Here is a 20,433-nt window from a genome sequence, read left to right as displayed (position 1 = left end):
GAGTTATCCCAAACGGTTCTTGTTTTTGATGCCAACTAGTTCGATCGCAGGCGGCGTGGAGACATGGCTTGATGAAATTTATGAATATTTAACAACGCATCAATTTGAAGTATTAGTCGGGTTATTGCGAGGACAGCAGTTTAACCAACCAGAGCGCTATCGTGCTGTTCATCCCCAGCTAAAAACCATTGAAGTCGATGGACGGGGCTGTAATCGAGAAGGTAGAGTTAAGGCATTAATGCGCTGTATTGAAGGAGTTAAACCTGACATAGTGATTCCATTGGGAATCGCCGATGCTTATGAGGCTGGGATTCGCAGCAAGCAAAAACGGCTAGATACTCGTTTAGTAATTCATGCTCAGGGAAACTTAGAGCCAATGCTTGCCGATCTCAGAAGTTACCGGGATGGGATTGACCAAGTAATTTGCCCTGGAGAGCTAACCAAACGAGTTTTAATTAACTGGGGAGGGTTTGCATCAGACAGAGTGACTCATATCCCCAACGGTGCTAATCAGCCAAAATGCAGTTCACAACGTCCAATCTCATCAGGAAATGCAAAGCCTATTCGCATAGGATATATTGGCCGCTTAACCACCCTTGACAAGCGATCGCCGGATTTAATTACCCTGTATCAAGAACTCGAAAAGCTGAACCTAAATTATCAATTAGATATTGTCGGGGACGGATCTTGTTTTGCTCAACTCAATGAAGCTTTGGGTAAAGCTCCCCAAGTTAAACTCCACGGAGCTTTGTCTCGCCTGGTTGTTTATCAAGAAATATTTCCCAACCTTGACGTACTGATTTTACTATCCTCATCGGAAGCCTTTGGCATTGTGATTGTGGAAGCGTTGATGCACGGTGTAATCCCGGTCACTTCCCGTTATGTCGGCTTTTACGCCGAAGGTTTAGTCAAAGAAAACGAAACCGGTTTGTCCTTCCCTGTGGGAGATATGGCTGGCGCGGCTAAACAAATTCAGCGTTTAGCCGAGGATGGTGATTTACGACACCGCCTGTCTAGCAATGGGCAAGTGCATGGACAGCCCTATACTTGGGAAAATTCCCTCACTAGTTGGAACATAACTTTAGAACAAGTCATGGCTCGCCCTCCGCTTTTAAGTTCGTCTCCTTTACCCAAAATTCCCACCACAACTGGAAGATTAGAACAGTTGGGGATTCCAGCCAGTGTCATTGACGGGTTACGTCGCCTCCGTAGGTTTTTGTTGGGGTCACCCATTCCCCCTGGTGGAGAAGAGTGGCCGTTATTTTATCGTCATCATTCTGAGTCTTTGCTGGAGGAAATTTCCCAAGTTTTGAAAGACCTTGATACTGCCGAATAATATAATCTTTAACATAAACAATTAATATAAATAGCCAAAATGCTTAAGCAAGTTATTAAAAGGTTGCCAGGATTTCGTAGTCTTATCGCACAAAGAGATTTTCTGTTAAAAGAACTGGAAAAATGGAAATATCAACAAGAATTTTTGCCGGGACATTACTACTCTCCCATTCCAGATCATGAAGACTTAATAAATTATTTCGATAATCGAATAGATCCTTCGCAGGTAAAAGATATTGGCGGAATTGAGCTTTACTGGTCTGAGCAAATTTCTTTACTAAAAGATTTAGCAAATCGTTTTTATAAAGATATACCATTCTCAGAACATCAGCGCACAGACAACAATAATCGTTATTTTTATGAAAATGGTTTTTTCACTTATGCGGATGGAATTATACTTTACTCCCTACTCAGGTATTTAAAGCCAAAAAATTTGATAGAAGTTGGGTCTGGTTTTTCATCTTCGTTAATTCTAGATGTCAATGAGCAGTTTTTAGATAACTCAATTAATTGTATATTTATTGAACCCTACCCTGATCGCCTAATAAGAAACTTGCGAAGCGCGGATAGGTCAAGAATAACAATTATTCAAGAGAAGGTACAAGAACAGGATCTAGAACTGTTTGAGCGTTTGCAACCGGGAGATATTTTATTGATTGACTCATCCCATGTTTCCAAGGCGGTAAGTGATGTTAACTTTCTGGTTTTTGACGTGCTTCCCAGGCTTAAATCGGGGGTATGGATTCATTTTCATGATATTTTTTATCCATTTGAATACTTAGAGGAATGGGTCAGGGGAGGGCGGTCGTGGAATGAGGCATATTTATTGCGTGCGCTCTTAATGTTTAACCAGAATTTCAAAATAAAGCTTTGGGGAAATGCTTTAGCAGTTCGCTACCCGGAAATATTACAAGAATATATGCCACTGTGTCTGAAAAATTCGGGGGCAAGCCTTTGGTTGAGAAAAGAATAACTCTTTATGTATTATTACTAGCATATTTGTATGAATCCTCACATTCTTTTTATTGCACCCTCCGCTTACACCCTTAGTGGCTTGGCAACTTGGTTAGACTATCTGTTACCTGGTCTAAAACAACTGGGGTGGCGCACTACCTTGGGGCTAGTAGAAGGGACTCGGTATCATCGAGTCGCTGACTATTTAGCAGTTCATCCCTGTGAAAGCGCGATCGCCATTACCTGCAAAACTGGAACTCCCCAAGGACGACGGTGGGCGGTGCAAAGGGCAATTCAAGAATATTCACCGGATATTGTGGTGACGGTTAATATTCCTGATGCGATCGCCGCTACAGCAGAACTCAGAAGTCGGGGTGAAACTCAAGCTAAAATTGTGATGACCTGTCACGGTATTCAGGAAGACCTATTTGCCGACATGAAACTATTTAAAAATTCCCTGGATGCCGTAGTTTGTACAAATAAATTGGCTTGTAAGTTAGCAGAGGATTATTCTAGCCTAGATAAATCATCAGTATTTTACGCTCCCTGTGGAGCGCCAACTCGGCCTTTAACCCCTCGCAAATCCGAAAAAACATTTAAAATTATTTTTGTCGGAAGACTAGAGCAGCAACAAAAAAGAGTACATGACTTACCCGCTATTCTGGAGAACTTAAGCAGTCAACAGATTCCCTTCCACTTGAAAATTGTGGGTACTGGACCTGAAGAAATCAGACTACGTGATCGTTTATCACAATTCATTAACTCAGGAGAGGTTTCATTTTTAGGCCATGTCCCTTCCCATGAACTGTGGGAAAAAGCCTATTTTCAGGCCGATGCCTTGTTAATGCCATCCTGTTGGGAAACAGGCCCAATCGTTATTTGGGAAGCAATGGCAATGGGGGTACCTGTGGTTAGTTCTCGTTATATAGGAAGCGGTCTAGAAAATGCCCTCAAAAATAGAGAAAATTGTCTGCTTTTTAATGTCGGAGATACGGAAACAGCAACCCAGCAATTGATTACACTATATTCAGATCCAGAGTGTTGGCAAAATATCCGTCAGAATGCTTGGGATCTAGCAAGGCTAAGATATTCAGAGGAAGCCTCGATCAAACAATGGAACGAGGTATTTCAGTCTGTCATTTCAATGCCTTTGAAGGCTGTTAGTGTTGTTAACAGCAAAAATGCCACAGGGGATCAATCTAGGTTAGATCGATGGCTTGGTAACTCAACAGGTGAATATATTCGTCAATTTCTGGGGAAAACTTGCCCAAATACGGGAGCAGGAGGAGAATGGCCCCACAGTTGGCAAGCTTACGAAGAACATCAAGAAGTTTTTTTTGAATTATCTAAATTAGAAGATTTCAACTTATAACAAAGTGGCAAATAACCAAAGAACAAAAAAGTGCGTACTCGCAAAAAAAATAGAGATTGCTTATCAAGAATAATATTGATGAAAACAAAATATTTGCAACCATTACTCAATAAATATGATATTTTCTCTGTTTAGCTTTATCATCCCAAGTATTATTTTCCCTTACATTTTCTCGCTAAGAGAAGCGTACAGAGCTTTTAAAACCAAAAAAGCATCTGCTACTGATTTAGTAGAGCTTCTAAAAATACCAAAAATTTCAGACAAAGAAATAAAAAACGTTATCATTAAATATAGCGAAGACAAAAAAGACGTATTTTTTGTTCAAATAGGATCAAATGATGGAAAAACTGGAGATCCTATCTATGAAATTGTCAGTATATCGAGTAAATGGAAGGGCATTCTAGTTGAACCTATTCCTCTGTTATACGAAAGACTAATTAAAAACTATTCAATGCGATCTGGTTTGATTTTTGAGCAGAGCGTTATTTCAGATAAAGCGAAAACAGTAGATTTCTACGTTGTTAATCCTGCTGCTCAAGAAGTTTTTGATCTCCCCTGGTATTATGATCAAATAAGTAGTCTTTCTCAAGAGCATATAATAAAGCACTTTGGGGAAAAAATTACTCCTTATATTAAGAAAGAAAAATTACAAGCATTGTCTTTTAACGATTTGCTTGCCAAGCATGATTATGAATCTCAAAAGATCGATTTCTTGCATATTGATGTTGAAGGTTATGACTATCAAGTTGCAAGACAAATCAGTCTAAAGCAGTGTCCTCCTCAAATGCTCCTTATCGAGTTTAGGCATTTAAAGTATCATGATTGCTTAAAATTAATAAAAAAGTTTAGTCCTAATTATCATATGTATAGCAACAATTCCGATTTATTTTTTGTCTTAAAATAAACGCCTATCCTAGAGTGGCTATGGTAATTTAATAAAAAACAACGGTTAAAACCATTAGTGTATAACGATTCCATCAATCAAAAATAATAGATTTAATAAAAATTGATTTTGATTTTATTGAATCTCTTGATACATAATGAATTTAACTAAGGATTAAGTGTTAAATGGTCATATATAGTCTAGGAGAGCCAAATGAACTTCTCTGAAGATTTCTGTCTTTTTAGTATAAACCTTGTCCAACTTGAAAACCCTAGTTTTACTGCAAAGGCTTAAATAACTATAGGGCAATACTTCCAGCCTAACAGAGTTCCTCAAAAACTACAAGTCCTTACCTGGACGAGGTTGAAGAAAAAATAATTGGTGTTTCGATTATAACTTCACTTGCTCTCTCTTTTGATTTAGGCAATAAATATGAAATTAGCTTTTGTCAGTCGTCCCAATGCTTTAGATATCAAGGCTTACTCTGGAATTCCCTATAATATCGCCCAATCACTACAGAGTGTTGGTTGTGATATTCACTACATCACTCCGTTAGAGGAGCAAGCAACTTTTGGCATTAAGGCAAAGCATTACGTTTATCGTAAATACATAAAGCAAAGTTTTTTGCGAGATCGTGAACCTCCGATTATTCGACAGTATTGGAATCAAGTAAGAACGAAACTTTTAGAGATAAAGCCTGATATTATATTCAGCATTGATTCACTACCTTTTGCCTCAGTAAACACTGAAATTAACGCGCCTTTAGTTATTTGGGGTGAAGCAACGTTTAATAATTGTTATAACTTTTACCCTTGGTACAAAAATTTATGTAAAGAGTCCTATATCAAAGCAGAAAAAGCGGACAGGTTGGCGTATGAAAAAGCGAGTTTACTAATTTTCCCTTCAGAGTGGGCAGTAAACAACGCAATTAATCATTACGGTGTAGATGCATCAAAAGTCAAAACAATTCCTTATGGAGCAAACTTACTGAGCAGCCCTAACTTTGATAGTTTTGAATCGATTATTTCCGCCCGCCTAGAGACTCCTTTAAAGTTTTTATACATGGGAACAGATTGGTCGAGAAAAGGAGGCAATAAAGTCGTTGAAGTTGTCCGTACACTTAATCGACAAGGATATCCGGCTGAACTCCATATTTTAGGTGCTAGATGGATCGACCCTAAAATTTTACCATTTGAGCCTTTTATCATCAATCATGGTTTCGTAGATAAATCAACGGTTGAAGGCAAGGAATTATTTGAGCGCATTTTTCAGCAGTCTACCTTTTTTATAATGCTCTCAGTGGCAGAAACCTTTGGAATTGTCTATTGTGAAGCGAGCGCCTATGGAGTTCCATCTATTGCGCACGATGTCGGTGGAGTGAGTTCAGCAGTCATAAACAATCAAAATGGTAAGCTGTTCCCCCTTCATGCTTCGGTTGAAGAAATTACAAACTGGATTATAAAGATTACTTCCAATCCTGAACAGTACACAGAATTAGTCCATTCTTCATATCAACTATTTGCTCGATCTCTAAACTGGCAGACTGGTGCTCAACAAGTGAAAAAATATATGGAGAACCTTATTAAGTAACCAATGCTAAAAACTTGGTTTCAAGGAATCTGGCAACTGCGCGATCCGCTGTTAATCCGCGATTTAGGAGAACGTCGCTTTCACTTGGCTAAGGTCGACCGAATACGTCAAGCTTTTCCCAAAGCGAAAATTAGTAATGATGTGATTTTGATCAATCACGAACCTCAACGACTAAAACTTACAGGACAAGTCACCATCAGTCAAGGAAATATACTGGCATTTGGGGATCCCCTGAATGGCTACGGCAATATTATCATTGGCGATCGCACTTGGATTGGGCAGTACAATAATTTACGAGCTGGGGGTGGTGACATCCAGATTGGGGAAGACTGTCTGATCAGCCAATTCTGTACATTAGTTGCCAGTAATCATCAAAAACACAGGAGTTTACCGATTAAAGTCCAACCATCAGATCAAAACCGTACTGGTGTAATCCTAGGGAATGATGTCTGGTTAGGATCTGGTGTAACCGTGTTGCCAGGGGTTACTATTGGCAATGGTGCTGTAGTCGCTGCCAATGCAGTTGTTAATCATGATATTCCTGACTACGAAATCTGGGGTGGAGTCCCTGCCAAAAAACTAGGAGACAGATAACCGATGGTAACATTAAAAGAGCAGTTAGGATGTTGGCTGAACGAGCGCTGGCAAACGGAGTTAGTATTAAGATCCCCTAAATTAGCCCAATTGCTGGGTTTAAGCTGGTTGGATCTGTGTAATCGTTCTGAAGTTTTGCAACCTGATCTAATTACCGGGGGGCGAATTTGTCAGTGGCAATTTTCTTCCCAGCTAACAGTTTCACGGGTTTTTCCCGGGGTGGGGTTAGGTATTCTACAGCACGTTTTACAACTATATCCTGTAAAACTCAACTTTGAATCTAAAAGTAATTTATCAAACAAGCCAGATTGTTCAATTTTATTTGTTGTTGGCGGTATAGAGCGTTTTCCGCAATTTGAATTGGCTTTAGCCTCAGCCCGTGCCCAAGTTGATGTTGATTACGAAATCATTGTTGTTGAACAATCCCCCGAACCTCTGTTGACAAATAAGTTGCCCACTGATGTTCGTTATTTTCATCAAGTCAACCCGCAACCTGAGAAGGGGTTTAATAAGAGTTCCGCACTGAATAAAGCGGCTAGAGAAGCTAAATCTGAAAAACTAATTATTTTAGATGCTGACTTTGTTGTTCCAATTAATTTTGTCATTGAATGTAATCAAGTTTTAGGTAAAATTTCTAGTGCCAGGTTAGCACGATTAATTTTTTATGTTGATAGTCAGTCAACTGAACATATAGTTAATGCCCAGGAATTGGTATCTGGCATAAATGTAGAGAAAATAGTTGAAAATACTCCTACCCCTCTAGCATTACACAAATCTACTTACTGGGACATTGGTGGACATGATCAAGACTTTTGGGGATGGGGGGGAGAAGACACTGAATTTTTAGATCGTTTACGCACTTGTAAAATATCTGAAGGGGGGTGGTTGCCTTTCATTCACCTTTGGCACCCCTCCGCTCCCAAAAAAGCCAACGGCGATCGCAATAATCAAATTCTTGTTCAAAAAATGACCTGTTCATCTCAGGTTCGGATTAATACACTCAAGCAAAAAAATGAAATGCTATAACATTGATGTATATGGCGAGCAGGTAAGTCAAGACTCGATTACCGTCAGGTTCCAAGACCAAACTTTTAACTTCATTTTTGAACCGAGTTTAAAAATTGGTCAGGAGTTTGTTCTGGGACTTTTTGCAAGCAAGGCAGTCTTATCCAATGAAGTATTTCGCTATCCAAGAGATCGGCGCATTGCTATGTTAACAGAAAGTCCAATTGATTATTCTTACCAGCATATTGCCCAAATTGTCCGCAGGTTTCCCATTGTCTTCACACACCAACAACACTTACTGGATTTGGGAAAGCCTTTTAAACCTCTAATATTTGGAACCAACTGGCTAGGCATTACAAATGAGATAGACTCAGAACAGATTTTAGCCGATCATCCACCAAAATCAAAATTAATATCATTTATGGGGAGTTTAGCTCATCCCGATGATGGGGCTTATAAATTTCGTCGAGAAATCGCCGATCTGTGTTTAACTGCAAATAATGTTGAGTGCTTTGGTAAATCAATTAATCCTGTACCAGGGAAACGAGAGGCGATCGCCCCTTATTATTTTTCCATTGCCATGGAAAATGTGGCTAGTAATTATTACTTTTCTGAAAAACTTGTTGATTGCCTGCTTTTAGAGACTGTTCCCATTTATTATGGTTGTCCTGAGATTTCTGAATTGTTTAATCCAAAAGGGATACTGACTTTCAACACCAAAGAGGAACTAATATCAATTTTAGATAACTTATCTCCCAATCTTTACGATGAAATGTATCCATTTCTGATTGAAAACAAACTTAAGGCTATTCGAGAGAATTGGCATAATCATCAGGGTTTACTCTCACGTTTATCTTCTCAAATTCCATTAAATCTTCTAAATTCAAGTCAGCGCTATCTAAATCGAGAATCGTATTTACGGTACAAAATTACCCTAAAAAGCCGCCAATTGTGGGAAAATATCCAAATCAATTTAAATTAAATGAATATGCCAATTATTATACTTTTCCTTTTTTTAATAACTGCTCTAGCAATTCTATTTGTTGGGCTGTATAGCAAGATACGAGATACTTACCTGAGAGTATTCCAGATAGAGTCTAAATTACTCAAACAAGAAAAGCAGTGTATTAATCTTAGTCGTATTGCTTGTCTTGCTGAGGCTCGCGCTCGAGTACCAAATTTTTGCAGTCAGCTTTCAACTTATTCTCAACATGGAGAAGAACTATATATATGGCAACTGCTTGACTTTAAACTTGATGGCTTTTTTATTGAGATTGGCGCTTATGACGGAATTAGATTAAGTAATAGTTACTTTTTTGAGAAAATTGGTTGGAAGGGAATCTTAGTTGAAGCCCATCCTGAATTAGCTAAACAGTGTAAAGTCAATCGACCTAATTCTATTACCCTCCATACAGCATTAGGATCAACAGACGGTGGTAATATTAATTTCTCTGTGGTTACAGGTAATGGGGGGGTTGACACTCTAAGCTTTGTATCAGCAAATGATAAGCAATTACAGAGAATTAAATCCGAAAAAGGAATAATCACAACAGTGGATGTCCCTTCACGTAACTTGGATAGCATTTTGAAAGAGTATGAAATAGACAATATTGACTTTATAAGTATTGATGTTGAGGGAGTAGAAATAGATGTTTTAAAAGGAATTAATTTTTCTAAATACAAGCCAAATTTACTAGTCATAGAGGACAACTCTGGTGGCTCTGACAAATCTGTTTCCTGTTATCTGCAACAATATGGTTATGTGAAAATAACAACTATTGGTTGTAATGATTTTTATCTATTGAACATCATCTGCAAATAAAATTATGGATCTGATTAAATACTATATCCGCAAGATTAAACAAAAATTTAAATTAAATCTTGTTCCTTCAAGGCCAGTCCTAGACTTGATTGATTTTGGTAGTAAAGAATGTGTGATTTTAGATGTGGGCGCAAATAGAGGAGGATTTGCTGGCAATATTCTTTTACACGCTCCCCTTGCTACTGTTCATTGCTTTGAGCCAAATCAAGAATTATATTTAGAACTCAAGAATAAAGCAACGCTTTTTGGGCGAAACTTAGGAAAACCACGTTGCCATGTTGTCGGGGTTGGAGTTGGTGAAAATAATGAAAAGCGAGAGTTTATAGTGAGTAAATTTCATCCTTCCAGTTCCTTTTTACCCACGGCTGAGGCAACCAAAAAAGGTTGGAGTCATATTGATTTTTCCGAACATAAAAAGTACTATGTTGATGTCATTCGCTTAGATTCTTATCTTGATGAGCATGATATTAAGGATGTTAAATTACTTAAACTTGATATTCAAGGATTTGAGCTATATGCATTAAGAGGATGTGGTGAAAGAATTAAGGATGTTGAATACATTGTTAGCGAAATTCAATTCATCCCACTATACGAAGGTGCTCCTATTTGGACAGAAATTGTCGATTATCTAAGATTATTTGATTTTCAGCCTATTTTGATGGATGGCTTTTGTTTTGATTCTAAAGGAAACCCATTACAAGCTGATATTTTATTTGGACGTCATTGACTAAAACCACTTCTGATTTATTCGATGAAATTTATGCTATTAAATAGGCTAACAAAAAACCGTTTTTCTAATCTAGAAAAATCCGGATTATTTCAACAATATCTCCGGCATATTAATGGTTTAAGAAGCAAAAAAAAACAGTCAAAAACTTGAATACATTAAAAAAAGCGCCCTAGATGAAAAAGCAAAAATAAGTATAACTTGTGCGGGAAAAAGAGACGGAGGCGGCGCACAACTTCATGCTTGTATCTCAACGATAGTTTTTGCTAATAGTATGGGTATAAGATATCATCATACGCCACTGATTAAAGTTGAGCATAACTATAACAATGATCCTCTTTGGGAAGCAAAGTGGGAAAATTATCTAGACCTTACTAATCTATACAGTCCTAGATTAAATAATCAAGACTATTTATTTGTAGACAATTATCATTCAATTGTTGATAAAATTTATGAAGCTATTACCAGTAAAAACGATCTAAATATACGTGTTTTATACTGCCATGGCTATAGTGATGGAAACCCTCAAGAATTTGTAGATGTTTTGGACAATATAAGGAATCATTTTTTCTTGAGGAGAAATCCACAACTTGTTTACTCCCCATTTGACTTCAATATTGCAATACATATGAGGCGAGGAGATGTTACTATCAATAGGTGGACTGAGCGTTATACCTCAAGCCAGTGTATCCAGGCATTAATTAATCATCTACGTTTTTACTTTAGAAAAGCCCGTCCTAGATTTTACATATTTTCCTACTCCGATGATGATGACTTAAAGATTCTTGAGGATGAGGACGTAAGACTTTTTGTTGACATGAATGTGTTTTCCGTTATGGATCATTTAGCTTACGCTGACTGCCTAGTGATGGCAAAAAGTTCCATGAGTTATGTTGCTGGTATGTTAAACCGTGGACTTGTCCTTTATCAACCTTTCTGGTCTGTTTGTTTACCACACTGGTTTAGGGCTGATGGTTTTTTTGTTTAGATATAAAAAAGGTCAACATAAAGTCAAAACCCTCCTAAACCCTAAGATTAAGTCATGAAACCTTTACTTGTCAGTATAATTATTCCTGTTTTCAATCGGGAAAGGATGATTCGAGAGTGCATTGAGTCAGTCTTGAAGCAAACCTACAAGTCAATAGAGTTAGTGGTTGTTGATGATGGTTCTACTGACAATACTGCCCAAGTAGTTAAGGAATTGGCATCACTATATCCCCATTATATTCGGTATGTTTATCAGAACAACTCTGGTCCAGCCATTGCTCGCAACACAGGGCTATCCCACTCCGCAGGAGAATTTATCCAATACCTTGATTCTGATGACCTATTACTGCCAACAAAGATTGAACTACAAGTTAAAGCCTTGCAAAACAATCCAGAGTCAGAAGTTGCTTATTGCCAAACCCTGCGGACTAACATGGTAACGGGGGAAACAAAAACTTGGGCGAGAACAGCAGAGGAAATAGAACGGATTTTTCCAGATTTTTTGATCCACCGTGGTTGGCACACCATCTCTCCTCTTTGGCGCAGTCGTTTATATTCTCGCATGGAAAGATGGGAAAACTTCTGTTGTATGGAAGACTGGGAACACGACCTGCGAGCGGGAATGTTAGATATTAAAATAGCACAAGTTTCTGAACCATTAGCTTTAGTCCGTGATCATGACGGCGATCGCTCCAGTGGGATGAAAACAGGATTTACCCCAGTCTTCACCCGTGATTTCTTCCGGGCCCATAAATCGATTTGGCTGCGGATGAAATCCCAGGGCTTAACTGATTGGAGTTATCTAGAACAATTTTCTCGTAAAATGTTCTGGATTGCTCGACTATGCGGCGAACGACAACTGATAGCAGAAGCTAAGGAAGCCCTCAGCTTTGCCACTGAGATGGTTGCTACCCACCATGCACATTGGGAAATTAGAACCTTCAAAGCGTTAACAAAAGTTTTGGGTTGGCCAAGAGCAGTAACCTGGACAGAAGCCTTGAAAAAAAGCCGTTAGATGTCGGAAAATATAAAAAACTATCCGCGGGACATCCTGCTAATAATTAGCACCCTCTTAGCCGCCATCAATCTATGGCAACCCCCAACCCCTTGGTTGCGCCAGGGTAAAATTTACGTTTCTCCCCAGGGATCTGACTGGAATCTAGGCAACAGTCCCCAAAGGGCTGTTAAAACTATACAACGGGCTGCGAATATGGCCACACCGGGAGAAGAGGTAGTTATTTTACCCGGTATCTATCGGGAAGACCTGCGGGTTCGCCGTGGGGGAACACCCAATCGCCCCATTACCTTTCGCGCCCAACAACCGGGAACAGTAACCATCACTAATGCTGTTCCACCACAGGTAACCCAATATCTAACCTGGCGATCGCATGGCAATGGACTATATTCAACCCAGACCCCTTGGCCTATCTACTATGCCCTGTATAACGGCAGTGTTCTTTATGATGTTCGCTGGGGGGGAATAGAAAGACTGAAAACCTTAGTAAGTCAACCCAACTCCTACGGTGCTTTTACCTACGATAGGGAAACAAAGCGTTTTTATCTTTTTCTACCCCATGGAGAAATACCAAATAATCAAAAGCTAGTATTTCATCGAGAAATTCCGTCACCGCGAGAGTGGGGCAATAGTCGGGTGGCGAATATTTGGCTAGAGGCACAACATCTAGTTTTTGACGGTCTACGGTTAGAACTTGGCGTTGGTTCTGGCTTTTTGCTGTGGGATAGTGGTTACATTACTATTAGAAATACTCTGCTCACAGGCGCTGGCACAGGAATTAGTGCTTCACCTCACATCAATGTACCATCCCATCTGGTAGTTGAATATAACCTTTACCATAATTATCCCCAATACAACTGGCTAAAGAATTGGCTTTCCTGGAATGAAGTATACGCTCACTACTCAAACTCTACACTGATTTCTGCAAGTTTTCCTAATTTAGTGATTCGTCATAATGTGGTTAGCCACGGTGGTGATGCCTTGCAGATTTCCCCCCATCTGGATAAACCCGGGCAGAATGGGGCAAATATCTATGGTAATCTTTTAATGTATGGTACGGATGATGCGATCGAAATGGATGGACCTGCTGAAAAAGTTCATTTTCATCACAACCTAGTTTACGACTTTGAACAAAACCTAGGATTAAGTCCAGTTTTAACCGGGCCAGTTTTAGTAGAAAATAACCGATTCCTGCATCCTGCTGGTGGGGTCAATGGCTCCCAAGTCAAGTTACTCAATCCTTGGTATAAACCCGGTTCGCCCAATAATCAAAGCCCGATTCAAAATATTCAGATTCGCAATAATACCTTTGTTGGGCGTTATCTTGCCTATTGGGGTCCACCTGTTAAAGATGTATGGGTGGAAGAAAATCTCTTTGCCGTGGAAGGGATGAATAATCCTCCTTGGCATCCCCAGGTCACAGTTCGCAATAATAAAATGATTACATTACCCCAGGAATATCCTCACCCCGGCACAAATCCTCAATGGTTCCAAGGTTGGTCAATACCCCGACCTGGACCTGGTTGGCTTAGATATGAAGATCATCCAGCAACTGTGGATATCCATAAAGTCCTATCCCCAGATTTGTTTGGGGGAAAAAATGATGGTATTTTCAGCGTTACATAATAGGAGTAAGAATTATGCTAACATCAAGTAAACTATTGCTGATTCACAAGAAATTCATAGGGTTAATCAAGCGGATACGATATATATGTGTTCGCTTCACAAAAAGAATCATCCTTAACTGTCTTCAAATGTTACCCTTTGCAACTCTTAGTGGTATTGAAAACTTAATTCTCTCGTTGCGGATTTGTTTGCAAGAAAGTATCAGGATAAAACAAACTCCTCTTAAATCATCAAATTTACCTGTAATACAATCATACAATGAAGACGAAAAACTTTCAATATCAATTCTCGATAGGAATGCTCCATGGCATTCAACATCTTTAAAACAAGATGTTAAAATTCCAGGAATGATTACTCTTTCGGAAAAACAGTATTACTTATATTTAGGGCGGTTTTATTCTGGATTTGGGTCAATCATAGAACTTGGACCTTGGCTTGGCTTATCAACATATTATTTAGTTTCGAGTTTGCTCAATAATCCCAATTTCAAGTCACAAAAAATTGATGTTTATGATGATTTTATTTGGCGTAGCTCGTGGATGGATAAATGGCTAATTGACGTTTAAATTCCTATTCCTAAGCCAAAAAATCATGAATCTTTTAAACAATTATTTACTCATTATATGCAAGTCTTCGGAATTGACAATAGACTTATCATCAATCAAAAAAAGTTATGCAATTACGATGGAAACGAACATATAGACAATGTAGATTGGAATATTGCATCTCCGATAGAAATGATAATTGTTGACTGTGGTCGAACTCTATTGGTAAATGATGGTTGGTGGAATGTATTTAGTCCTAGTTTTGTAAAAAACAAAACTCTGATTGTTATGCAGGACTGGCAAACATATAAACAAATTCCTGATTTACATTATAATCAAACTAAAATTTTTACCGACAGCAAGCTCAATCAAATTGAGCTAATTCATGAATTGGATGGAGGATCGATTGCTACATTCATTTATCGAGGATAAAGTGAGAAACAATTTATTTATCAAGTGAATTTAAATCCTAAAATTTAGTCCCTCCGCAATTTTTACTGCCTAGAAATTTTCCAACACCCTGTTAAAACCCAATGCTAGAACAAAATCCATGGTATCTTGAGATCATAAGATGCCCAGATTGTTTATCCGATATCTTTTTATCTTCAGGCTCTGTTAGCTGTCAAGTCTGCGGATTTATAGGTAGTCGTCAAAATCTTAAGCCCAAATCTCCGAAAAATTTACAACTTAGTTTTCCTCGACTTCCAATCTTTGATATCCAAGCCTCATGGGATAAGATACAAAGTCGGCCTGAAATTACCTATAGTGGACCTAACGCACAGAGAGATTCCAGGGAACTGATGTCTGTGATTGCGTCTCATCTTCATTCAAAGGGTAGAATCCTTGATTTAGGATGTGGCCCACGGGATCAAGCTATTCCAGTTGAATACCTTGGACACCAATATGTTGGCATTGATTATACAAACACTTCTGCCGACTTTTTAGGAGACGCTCACGCCATTCCCTTTGCATCTTCCTCCTTCGATTGCGTTCTTTCATACGCAGTTCTTGAACACTTACACAATCCCTATGTTGTTATTCACGAAATTGCCAGAGTTCTTAAACCAGGTGGAATATATATAGGGGTTGCTGAGAAAGTCTTTCCGTGAGGGCATAGGAGTCAGGAGTCAGGAGTCAGGAGTCAGGAGGAGATTTGAAAATTTCTTTGCCATCTCTTGAAATCCCAAAAAATGCACACTTTTTCCGGTATACCCTTCAAAACCCTTGCACTAATTTCTGTGTTTATCAGCCTCTAACCTTTGATACATCAAGGTTTTAGGTTTATTCAGCAAACCCTATATAGGAACAGTTTCTCAGGGAGAACCTTTTCATGAATCCTACTTTCATTTGACACCTTGGGGCTTTATCTCCTTGATATCGTCCGTAGAATGTCTACGAGTTGATCGGCTTTGGGATTCTATGGATACAATCCAAGCGTTATCGCGTATGGGTAGATATCCCCGAGTGATTAAGTTTTTATTATCTCAACTAGATAAAATCCATCAAGGTATGCCTCTTTTAGCTCCCAGAAAAATGAACTGGACTAAACAAGAAAAGGAATTAGATAAACTATATCGTGCTGGCAGTGTTTGTTTTTGCGTTGTTAAAGAATGACTTTGACACAAGATTCCTCGGATAGATGAAATTGTGATTACCAAAAGATTTAGCGATATTAGTGGTATGGTGATCGCCTGATGGTGGTGTGGAGGGCGATCATCTAAACACCAGTAAGTAAGCCGCGCACTTGTCTAGCGTGCCGAAACAATATACAAGTAGAAAAGAACATCAGATGAGCAGCAAGTCAGTCCGCCTTGGGGTGTATATATTCATTATCTTTGTCGCCGGATTGTTTGGTGCCATCGGTGGTAGAGTGCTGGGTTACGGTTTATATCGCCTCAGCTATGATTACATTGTTATCCCCCAAGAACATCAAGATTGGGGACTCCGGTTTGGTCTGTTTGTGGGCGCAATATTAACAGCATCCCACAGCCTCCGCAGGAGACAGCCCCTTTCACTGGTTCAACTATTGTTAGGATTAGTATTAGTGGCTACAATCACTGGCACTGGTATAGGTTTGGGAGGGTTAATTGCCCACACAGCATATCAAACCGGTCTATGGCAACCGAGCAACTGGCGATTACCTAACCCCAGTCGCCATGCCATTTTAGTGGGAGCATTAACCGGACGTAATTGGGGGGCTGGTTTAGGAGTCATTCTCACAGTCCTATGGTTACGGTTTTCCCCCCGCTAAGAAACTCAGCCAAATCAAAATCTTTCTGTATGCCTATCATTTCCGTTGTTATGAGCGTCTATAACGATGCTCAGAGGGTTAAAACCTCAGTAGACAGTATTTTGAACCAAACCTTCACAGATTTTGAATTCATTATCATCAACGACGGTTCAACAGATGAAACAGGAACAATTTTAGATCGCCTAGCCAGTCAGGACTCACGAATAAAAGTGATTCACCAAGAAAATACTGGGCTAACCCAGGCCTTAATCCGGGGGTGTAACCAAGCCCAAGGTGAATTCATTGCCCGTCAGGATGCTGATGATTACTCCTACCCGCAACGTCTGGAACTGCAATTGGCTAAAATCCAAAGTAGTCCACAGATTGGTATGGTTTCCTGCTCTACCCAATATATCGGACCCGAAGGAGAGCCACTGACCATTATTCAACGATCTGAAAGCCCTGAAATAGCCACCCAGGAATTACTTCATCGCCGCCAGGGTCCGGCTGCCCATGGTAGTGTTTTGTTTCGCAAATCAGTGTACAATGCCGTCGGTGGTTACCGCCCTGATTTCTATTTTGCTCAAGATTCAGATCTATGGTTAAGGATAGCAGAAAAAGCCCAGTTTGCCAGCCTGTCCCAGATACTATATCTTCACCGCAGGGAGATTAACTCTACCTCCGGTGTTAATCGTGCCATACAATCTCGATTTGGAGAACTGGGTCAACTGTGTAAAACCGCCCGTTTAAACAGCCAATCAGAATCTGTTTATCTAGAAGAAGCAAAACAACTACGCAGCCAACTCCTCGCCAACAAATCGCCAAAACATCCTCCCGACCCCTTCGCTGTTGCTCAAGCTGCCTATTTTTTGGGTTCTCAATTACTAACCAACGGCGATCGCCGAGCAGTTAACTACCTATGGCAAACAGTACGTCTGTGTCCCTGGCACTGGAAAGGATGGTTCCGTTTGGGGCAAAGTATTCTGCAATTTCCCTTTGCTAAAGTCCACACAATACCCTATTGATGATGAAGTCCTCTTTACGCATTCTGACAGTTGCCGATACTCCTTGCGATCCTAACTCTGGAGCCGCAGGAACAGTTTATTACACCAACCAAGCATTGAGAGAAATTGGTCATGAGGTAGATGAAATTTGGGCTGATGATTTAGGACCCAGGCGCATTGCTCACGGTAATCTCCATTCCTTGTTAGAGCAACCTAGAGCCTACCGCCGGGCTGTTATGAAGGCGATCGCCACAAAAGATTATGATGTTATTCAAATGAGTCAACCTCAAGCTTATTTAGCCGCCAAGGCTTTAAAACAGGGGGGCTTTAAAGGATTGGTAATCAATCGCAGTCATGGGGTTGAGTTAAGAGTGGATGAAGTGTTACCTTACTGGTATCAGAAACTCGGTGTTCCAGAATCGCGTTTTCCTGGGTTCTTAACGGCAGGTTTACGTAAGTTGTTACAGCGTCAGTGGCATGAGGTGGTTAAATACTGCGATGGTGTCATTGTTACTTGTGAAGATGATAGCCACTGTCTTGTAAGTAAGCTTAATATCGATGCGGATAAAATTAAAGTCATACACCATGGAGTTCCTGAAGCATTTTTCAATACACCGACTCAATCATATTCCTTAGAAAGACATCAGCAACTTCTCTATGTCGGGCAATCTGCTTTTTTTAAAGCACCACTCATCTTAGCTGCAATCATCAACAAAATATTACTTTCTAATCCCGATGTCACAATGACATGGGTTACTCCTGTTAACTCCCATAATTATTTAAAATCCTTGCTCAATGCCCAGATTTTATCTCGTGTAGTATTTCTAGATTGGCAACCCCAAGAAAAACTTATTGCTTTATATGATTCATCTGGAATTTTTATTTTTCCCTCCTTCATAGAAGGAGCAGGGAAAACCTCATTAGAGGCTTTGTCAAGGGGTCTTTGTGTAGTAGCCAGTAATCAAGGAGGAATGAAAGATTATATAAAATCTGGAGAAAATGGGTTTTTATGTGAAGTTGGTAATTCAGAGGAATTTGTTAACCGTATAGAGTGTTTGCTAGAAAATCTGGAGTTTGCTACTTGCTTGAGGGAAAAAGCTGTAATTGACTCACGGTCTTATACATGGAAAAATTGTGCTGACAAAGCAGTTGACTACTACCAAATCCTATTAGAAATAAGTAGAAATGGTTAAGGCAAAGCAATAAAAGAATAAACTTCTTCATATTGATATCCTCAGAGCTATATCAACGCTCTGGATTGTAGGTTATTGGCACCTCTTTAATTAGGGGTTGCTGAGAAAGTCTTTCCGTGAGGGCATAGGAGTCAGGAGTCAGGAGTCAGGAGTCAGGAGAAGATTTGAAAATTTCTTTGCCATCTCTTGAAATCCCAAAAAATGCACACTTTTTCCGGTATACCCTTCAAAACCCTTGCACTAATTTCTGTGTTTATCAGCCTCTAACCTTTGATATATCAAGGTTTTAGGTTTATTCAGCAAACCCTAATTACACAGAAGCTTTCCCAAAATATAATAACAACTTAACCAAGTTCATCACATTTGAAGTATGACTATCAAAAAAATAAAAAACTTTGCAAAAAAACAACTACTCCGTGGTATAAACAAGTTTGGATTAGATATTGTAAAATATCAAGACCCAAATATACTTCAATTCCCCGTAGATTTTGATCCATGTACTATTAGTATTTGTAATAAAGTTAAACCTTACACTATGACAAGCGTTGAAAGGTTAAATGCCTTGATAAAAGCCACTGAGTACATTATTTCCAATGAAATTGACGGTGATATGGTTGAATGTGGCGTTTGGAAAGGAGGATCTGCTATGGCAATGGCATTAAAAATGAAAGAAATGGGAAGTATATACAAGAAAATTCACCTATATGATACGTTTGAAGGTATGAGTTCCCCAACAGGATTTGATAAAACATTTGATGGTGGGGATGCAATTAAGAAATTTTCTCAAACAAAAATTACAGATAGTTCCTCTAATTGGTGTTACTCTCCTCTGGGAACTGTAACTGAGAATTGTTATTCCACTGGTTACCCAACTGACAAGTTTGTGTTTGTTAAAGGCAAAGTTGAAGATACTCTTCCACTAAATTTACCTTCATCGATATCACTACTTCGTCTAGATACAGATTGGTATGAATCGACGAAAAAAGAATTAGAGTATTTGTTTCCTTTGCTGTCTCCCAACGGAATACTGATTATAGATGATTACGGACATTGGCAAGGAGCCAGAAAAGCTGTTGATGAATATTTCAAATCCAAAAATATTCATATTCTTTTAAATCGTATAGATTATACAGGTCGTCTAGCCATAAAAAATGACTGTTCTAGATTGGCAACCCCAAGAAAAACTTAGGTTCTTGCGTAGATTTTATGGTAATTGAGGATTGATAACAACAAAACCCTTACGGGGTAAGGATTATAAACAATTATGCCCAATATTTTCAATGAAATGCCGACACAATAAGGCTTTCAATGATTTTGAACTGGGTTCTCCATAAAAAGTACCGAAGAACCAAAACTTATTGCTTTATATGATTCATCTGGAATTTTTATTTTTCCCTCCTTCATAGAAGGAGCAGGGAAAACCTCATTAGAGGCCTTGTCAAGGGGTCTTTGTGTAGTAGCCAGTAATCAAGGAGGAATGAAAGATTATATAAAATCTGGAGAAAATGGGTTTTTATGTGAAGTTGGTAATTCAGAGGAATTTGTTAACCG

The 20,433-nt window shown here is 39.1% G+C and carries 21 protein-coding genes; all 21 read left to right on the top strand.

Annotation, left to right across the window (positions count from 1 at the left end):
- Positions 1-28: 28 nt before the first annotated feature.
- The 21 genes from H6F47_RS16580 to H6F47_RS16480 all read left to right on the top strand — a co-directional run bounded on the left by H6F47_RS16580 (position 29) and on the right by H6F47_RS16480 (position 20,071).
- Positions 29-1,336 (top strand): glycosyltransferase family 4 protein, encoded by a 1,308-nt coding sequence (locus tag H6F47_RS16580; protein WP_206755151.1) that lies wholly within the window; start codon positions 29-31, stop codon positions 1,334-1,336.
- Between the two features lie 39 nt (positions 1,337-1,375).
- Positions 1,376-2,308 carry a class I SAM-dependent methyltransferase gene (locus H6F47_RS16575; protein ID WP_190348100.1) on the top strand — a complete coding sequence of 311 codons (933 nt, stop codon included), beginning with the start codon at positions 1,376-1,378 and terminating at the stop codon, positions 2,306-2,308.
- Between the two features lie 30 nt (positions 2,309-2,338).
- Positions 2,339-3,661 carry a glycosyltransferase family 4 protein gene (locus H6F47_RS16570; RefSeq protein WP_190650092.1) on the top strand — a complete coding sequence of 441 codons (1,323 nt, stop codon included), beginning with the start codon at positions 2,339-2,341 and terminating at the stop codon, positions 3,659-3,661.
- A 115-nt stretch (positions 3,662-3,776) separates the two neighbouring features.
- Entirely contained in the window at positions 3,777-4,565 is a 789-nt protein-coding gene (locus H6F47_RS16565) for an FkbM family methyltransferase (protein WP_190650091.1), read from the top strand.
- 411 nt (positions 4,566-4,976) lie between these two features.
- Positions 4,977-6,134, top strand: a complete 1,158-nt coding sequence (locus H6F47_RS16560; RefSeq protein ID WP_190650090.1) for a glycosyltransferase family 4 protein — start codon at positions 4,977-4,979, stop codon at positions 6,132-6,134.
- Positions 6,135-6,137: 3 nt separating this feature from the next.
- Positions 6,138-6,728, top strand: a complete 591-nt coding sequence (locus H6F47_RS16555) for an acyltransferase (protein ID WP_190650089.1) — start codon at positions 6,138-6,140, stop codon at positions 6,726-6,728.
- A gap of 3 nt (positions 6,729-6,731) precedes the next feature.
- Positions 6,732-7,754 carry a galactosyltransferase-related protein gene (locus tag H6F47_RS16550; RefSeq protein ID WP_190650088.1) on the top strand — a complete coding sequence of 341 codons (1,023 nt, stop codon included), beginning with the start codon at positions 6,732-6,734 and terminating at the stop codon, positions 7,752-7,754.
- Positions 7,741-8,715, top strand: a complete 975-nt coding sequence (locus H6F47_RS16545; RefSeq protein WP_190650087.1) for a glycosyltransferase family 10 — start codon at positions 7,741-7,743, stop codon at positions 8,713-8,715. The genes H6F47_RS16550 and H6F47_RS16545 overlap by 14 nt, the downstream gene beginning before the upstream one ends.
- 6 nt (positions 8,716-8,721) lie before the next feature.
- On the top strand, positions 8,722-9,555 hold the full coding sequence (locus H6F47_RS16540; RefSeq protein WP_190650086.1) for an FkbM family methyltransferase: 834 nt from the start codon (positions 8,722-8,724) through the stop codon (positions 9,553-9,555).
- A gap of 4 nt (positions 9,556-9,559) precedes the next feature.
- Positions 9,560-10,282 carry an FkbM family methyltransferase gene (locus tag H6F47_RS16535; protein WP_190650085.1) on the top strand — a complete coding sequence of 241 codons (723 nt, stop codon included), beginning with the start codon at positions 9,560-9,562 and terminating at the stop codon, positions 10,280-10,282.
- A 274-nt stretch (positions 10,283-10,556) separates the two neighbouring features.
- Positions 10,557-11,270 (top strand): hypothetical protein, encoded by a 714-nt coding sequence (locus H6F47_RS16530; protein ID WP_190650084.1) that lies wholly within the window; start codon positions 10,557-10,559, stop codon positions 11,268-11,270.
- 54 nt (positions 11,271-11,324) lie between these two features.
- The gene (locus H6F47_RS16525; RefSeq protein WP_190650083.1) at positions 11,325-12,284 is read left to right on the top strand and encodes a glycosyltransferase family 2 protein; all 960 of its coding nucleotides are present in this window, start codon (positions 11,325-11,327) and stop codon (positions 12,282-12,284) included.
- Positions 12,285-13,910: a hypothetical protein gene (locus tag H6F47_RS16520; RefSeq protein ID WP_190650082.1), complete on the top strand. Its 1,626-nt coding sequence runs from the start codon at positions 12,285-12,287 to the stop codon at positions 13,908-13,910. It abuts the gene before it with no gap.
- Between the two features lie 14 nt (positions 13,911-13,924).
- Positions 13,925-14,476, top strand: coding sequence for a hypothetical protein (locus H6F47_RS16515; RefSeq protein WP_190650081.1), 552 nt, complete (start codon positions 13,925-13,927; stop codon positions 14,474-14,476).
- Positions 14,477-14,533: 57 nt separating this feature from the next.
- The gene (locus tag H6F47_RS16510) at positions 14,534-14,887 is read left to right on the top strand and encodes a hypothetical protein (RefSeq protein WP_190650080.1); all 354 of its coding nucleotides are present in this window, start codon (positions 14,534-14,536) and stop codon (positions 14,885-14,887) included.
- 101 nt (positions 14,888-14,988) lie between these two features.
- Positions 14,989-15,564 (top strand): class I SAM-dependent methyltransferase, encoded by a 576-nt coding sequence (locus H6F47_RS16505; RefSeq protein WP_190650079.1) that lies wholly within the window; start codon positions 14,989-14,991, stop codon positions 15,562-15,564.
- Between the two features lie 310 nt (positions 15,565-15,874).
- Positions 15,875-16,069: a hypothetical protein gene (locus H6F47_RS16500; protein ID WP_190650078.1), complete on the top strand. Its 195-nt coding sequence runs from the start codon at positions 15,875-15,877 to the stop codon at positions 16,067-16,069.
- A 175-nt stretch (positions 16,070-16,244) separates the two neighbouring features.
- The gene (locus H6F47_RS16495; protein WP_190650076.1) at positions 16,245-16,706 is read left to right on the top strand and encodes a hypothetical protein; all 462 of its coding nucleotides are present in this window, start codon (positions 16,245-16,247) and stop codon (positions 16,704-16,706) included.
- 50 nt (positions 16,707-16,756) lie between these two features.
- The gene (locus H6F47_RS16490) at positions 16,757-17,710 is read left to right on the top strand and encodes a glycosyltransferase family A protein (protein ID WP_190650074.1); all 954 of its coding nucleotides are present in this window, start codon (positions 16,757-16,759) and stop codon (positions 17,708-17,710) included.
- Entirely contained in the window at positions 17,710-18,882 is a 1,173-nt protein-coding gene (locus tag H6F47_RS16485; RefSeq protein WP_190650072.1) for a glycosyltransferase family 4 protein, read from the top strand. The genes H6F47_RS16490 and H6F47_RS16485 overlap by 1 nt, the downstream gene beginning before the upstream one ends.
- Positions 18,883-19,252: 370 nt before the next feature.
- Positions 19,253-20,071: a TylF/MycF/NovP-related O-methyltransferase gene (locus tag H6F47_RS16480; RefSeq protein ID WP_190650070.1), complete on the top strand. Its 819-nt coding sequence runs from the start codon at positions 19,253-19,255 to the stop codon at positions 20,069-20,071.
- The last annotated feature ends 362 nt before the right edge of the window (positions 20,072-20,433 follow it).

The organism is Sphaerospermopsis sp. FACHB-1094 (assembly GCF_014696195.1).
In the GTDB taxonomy this organism is placed as follows: Bacteria; Cyanobacteriota; Cyanobacteriia; order Cyanobacteriales; family Nostocaceae; genus Sphaerospermopsis; species Sphaerospermopsis kisseleviana.
Note: the sequence above shows the minus strand (reverse complement) of the source record. Positions and strands in the feature narration are given on the sequence as shown.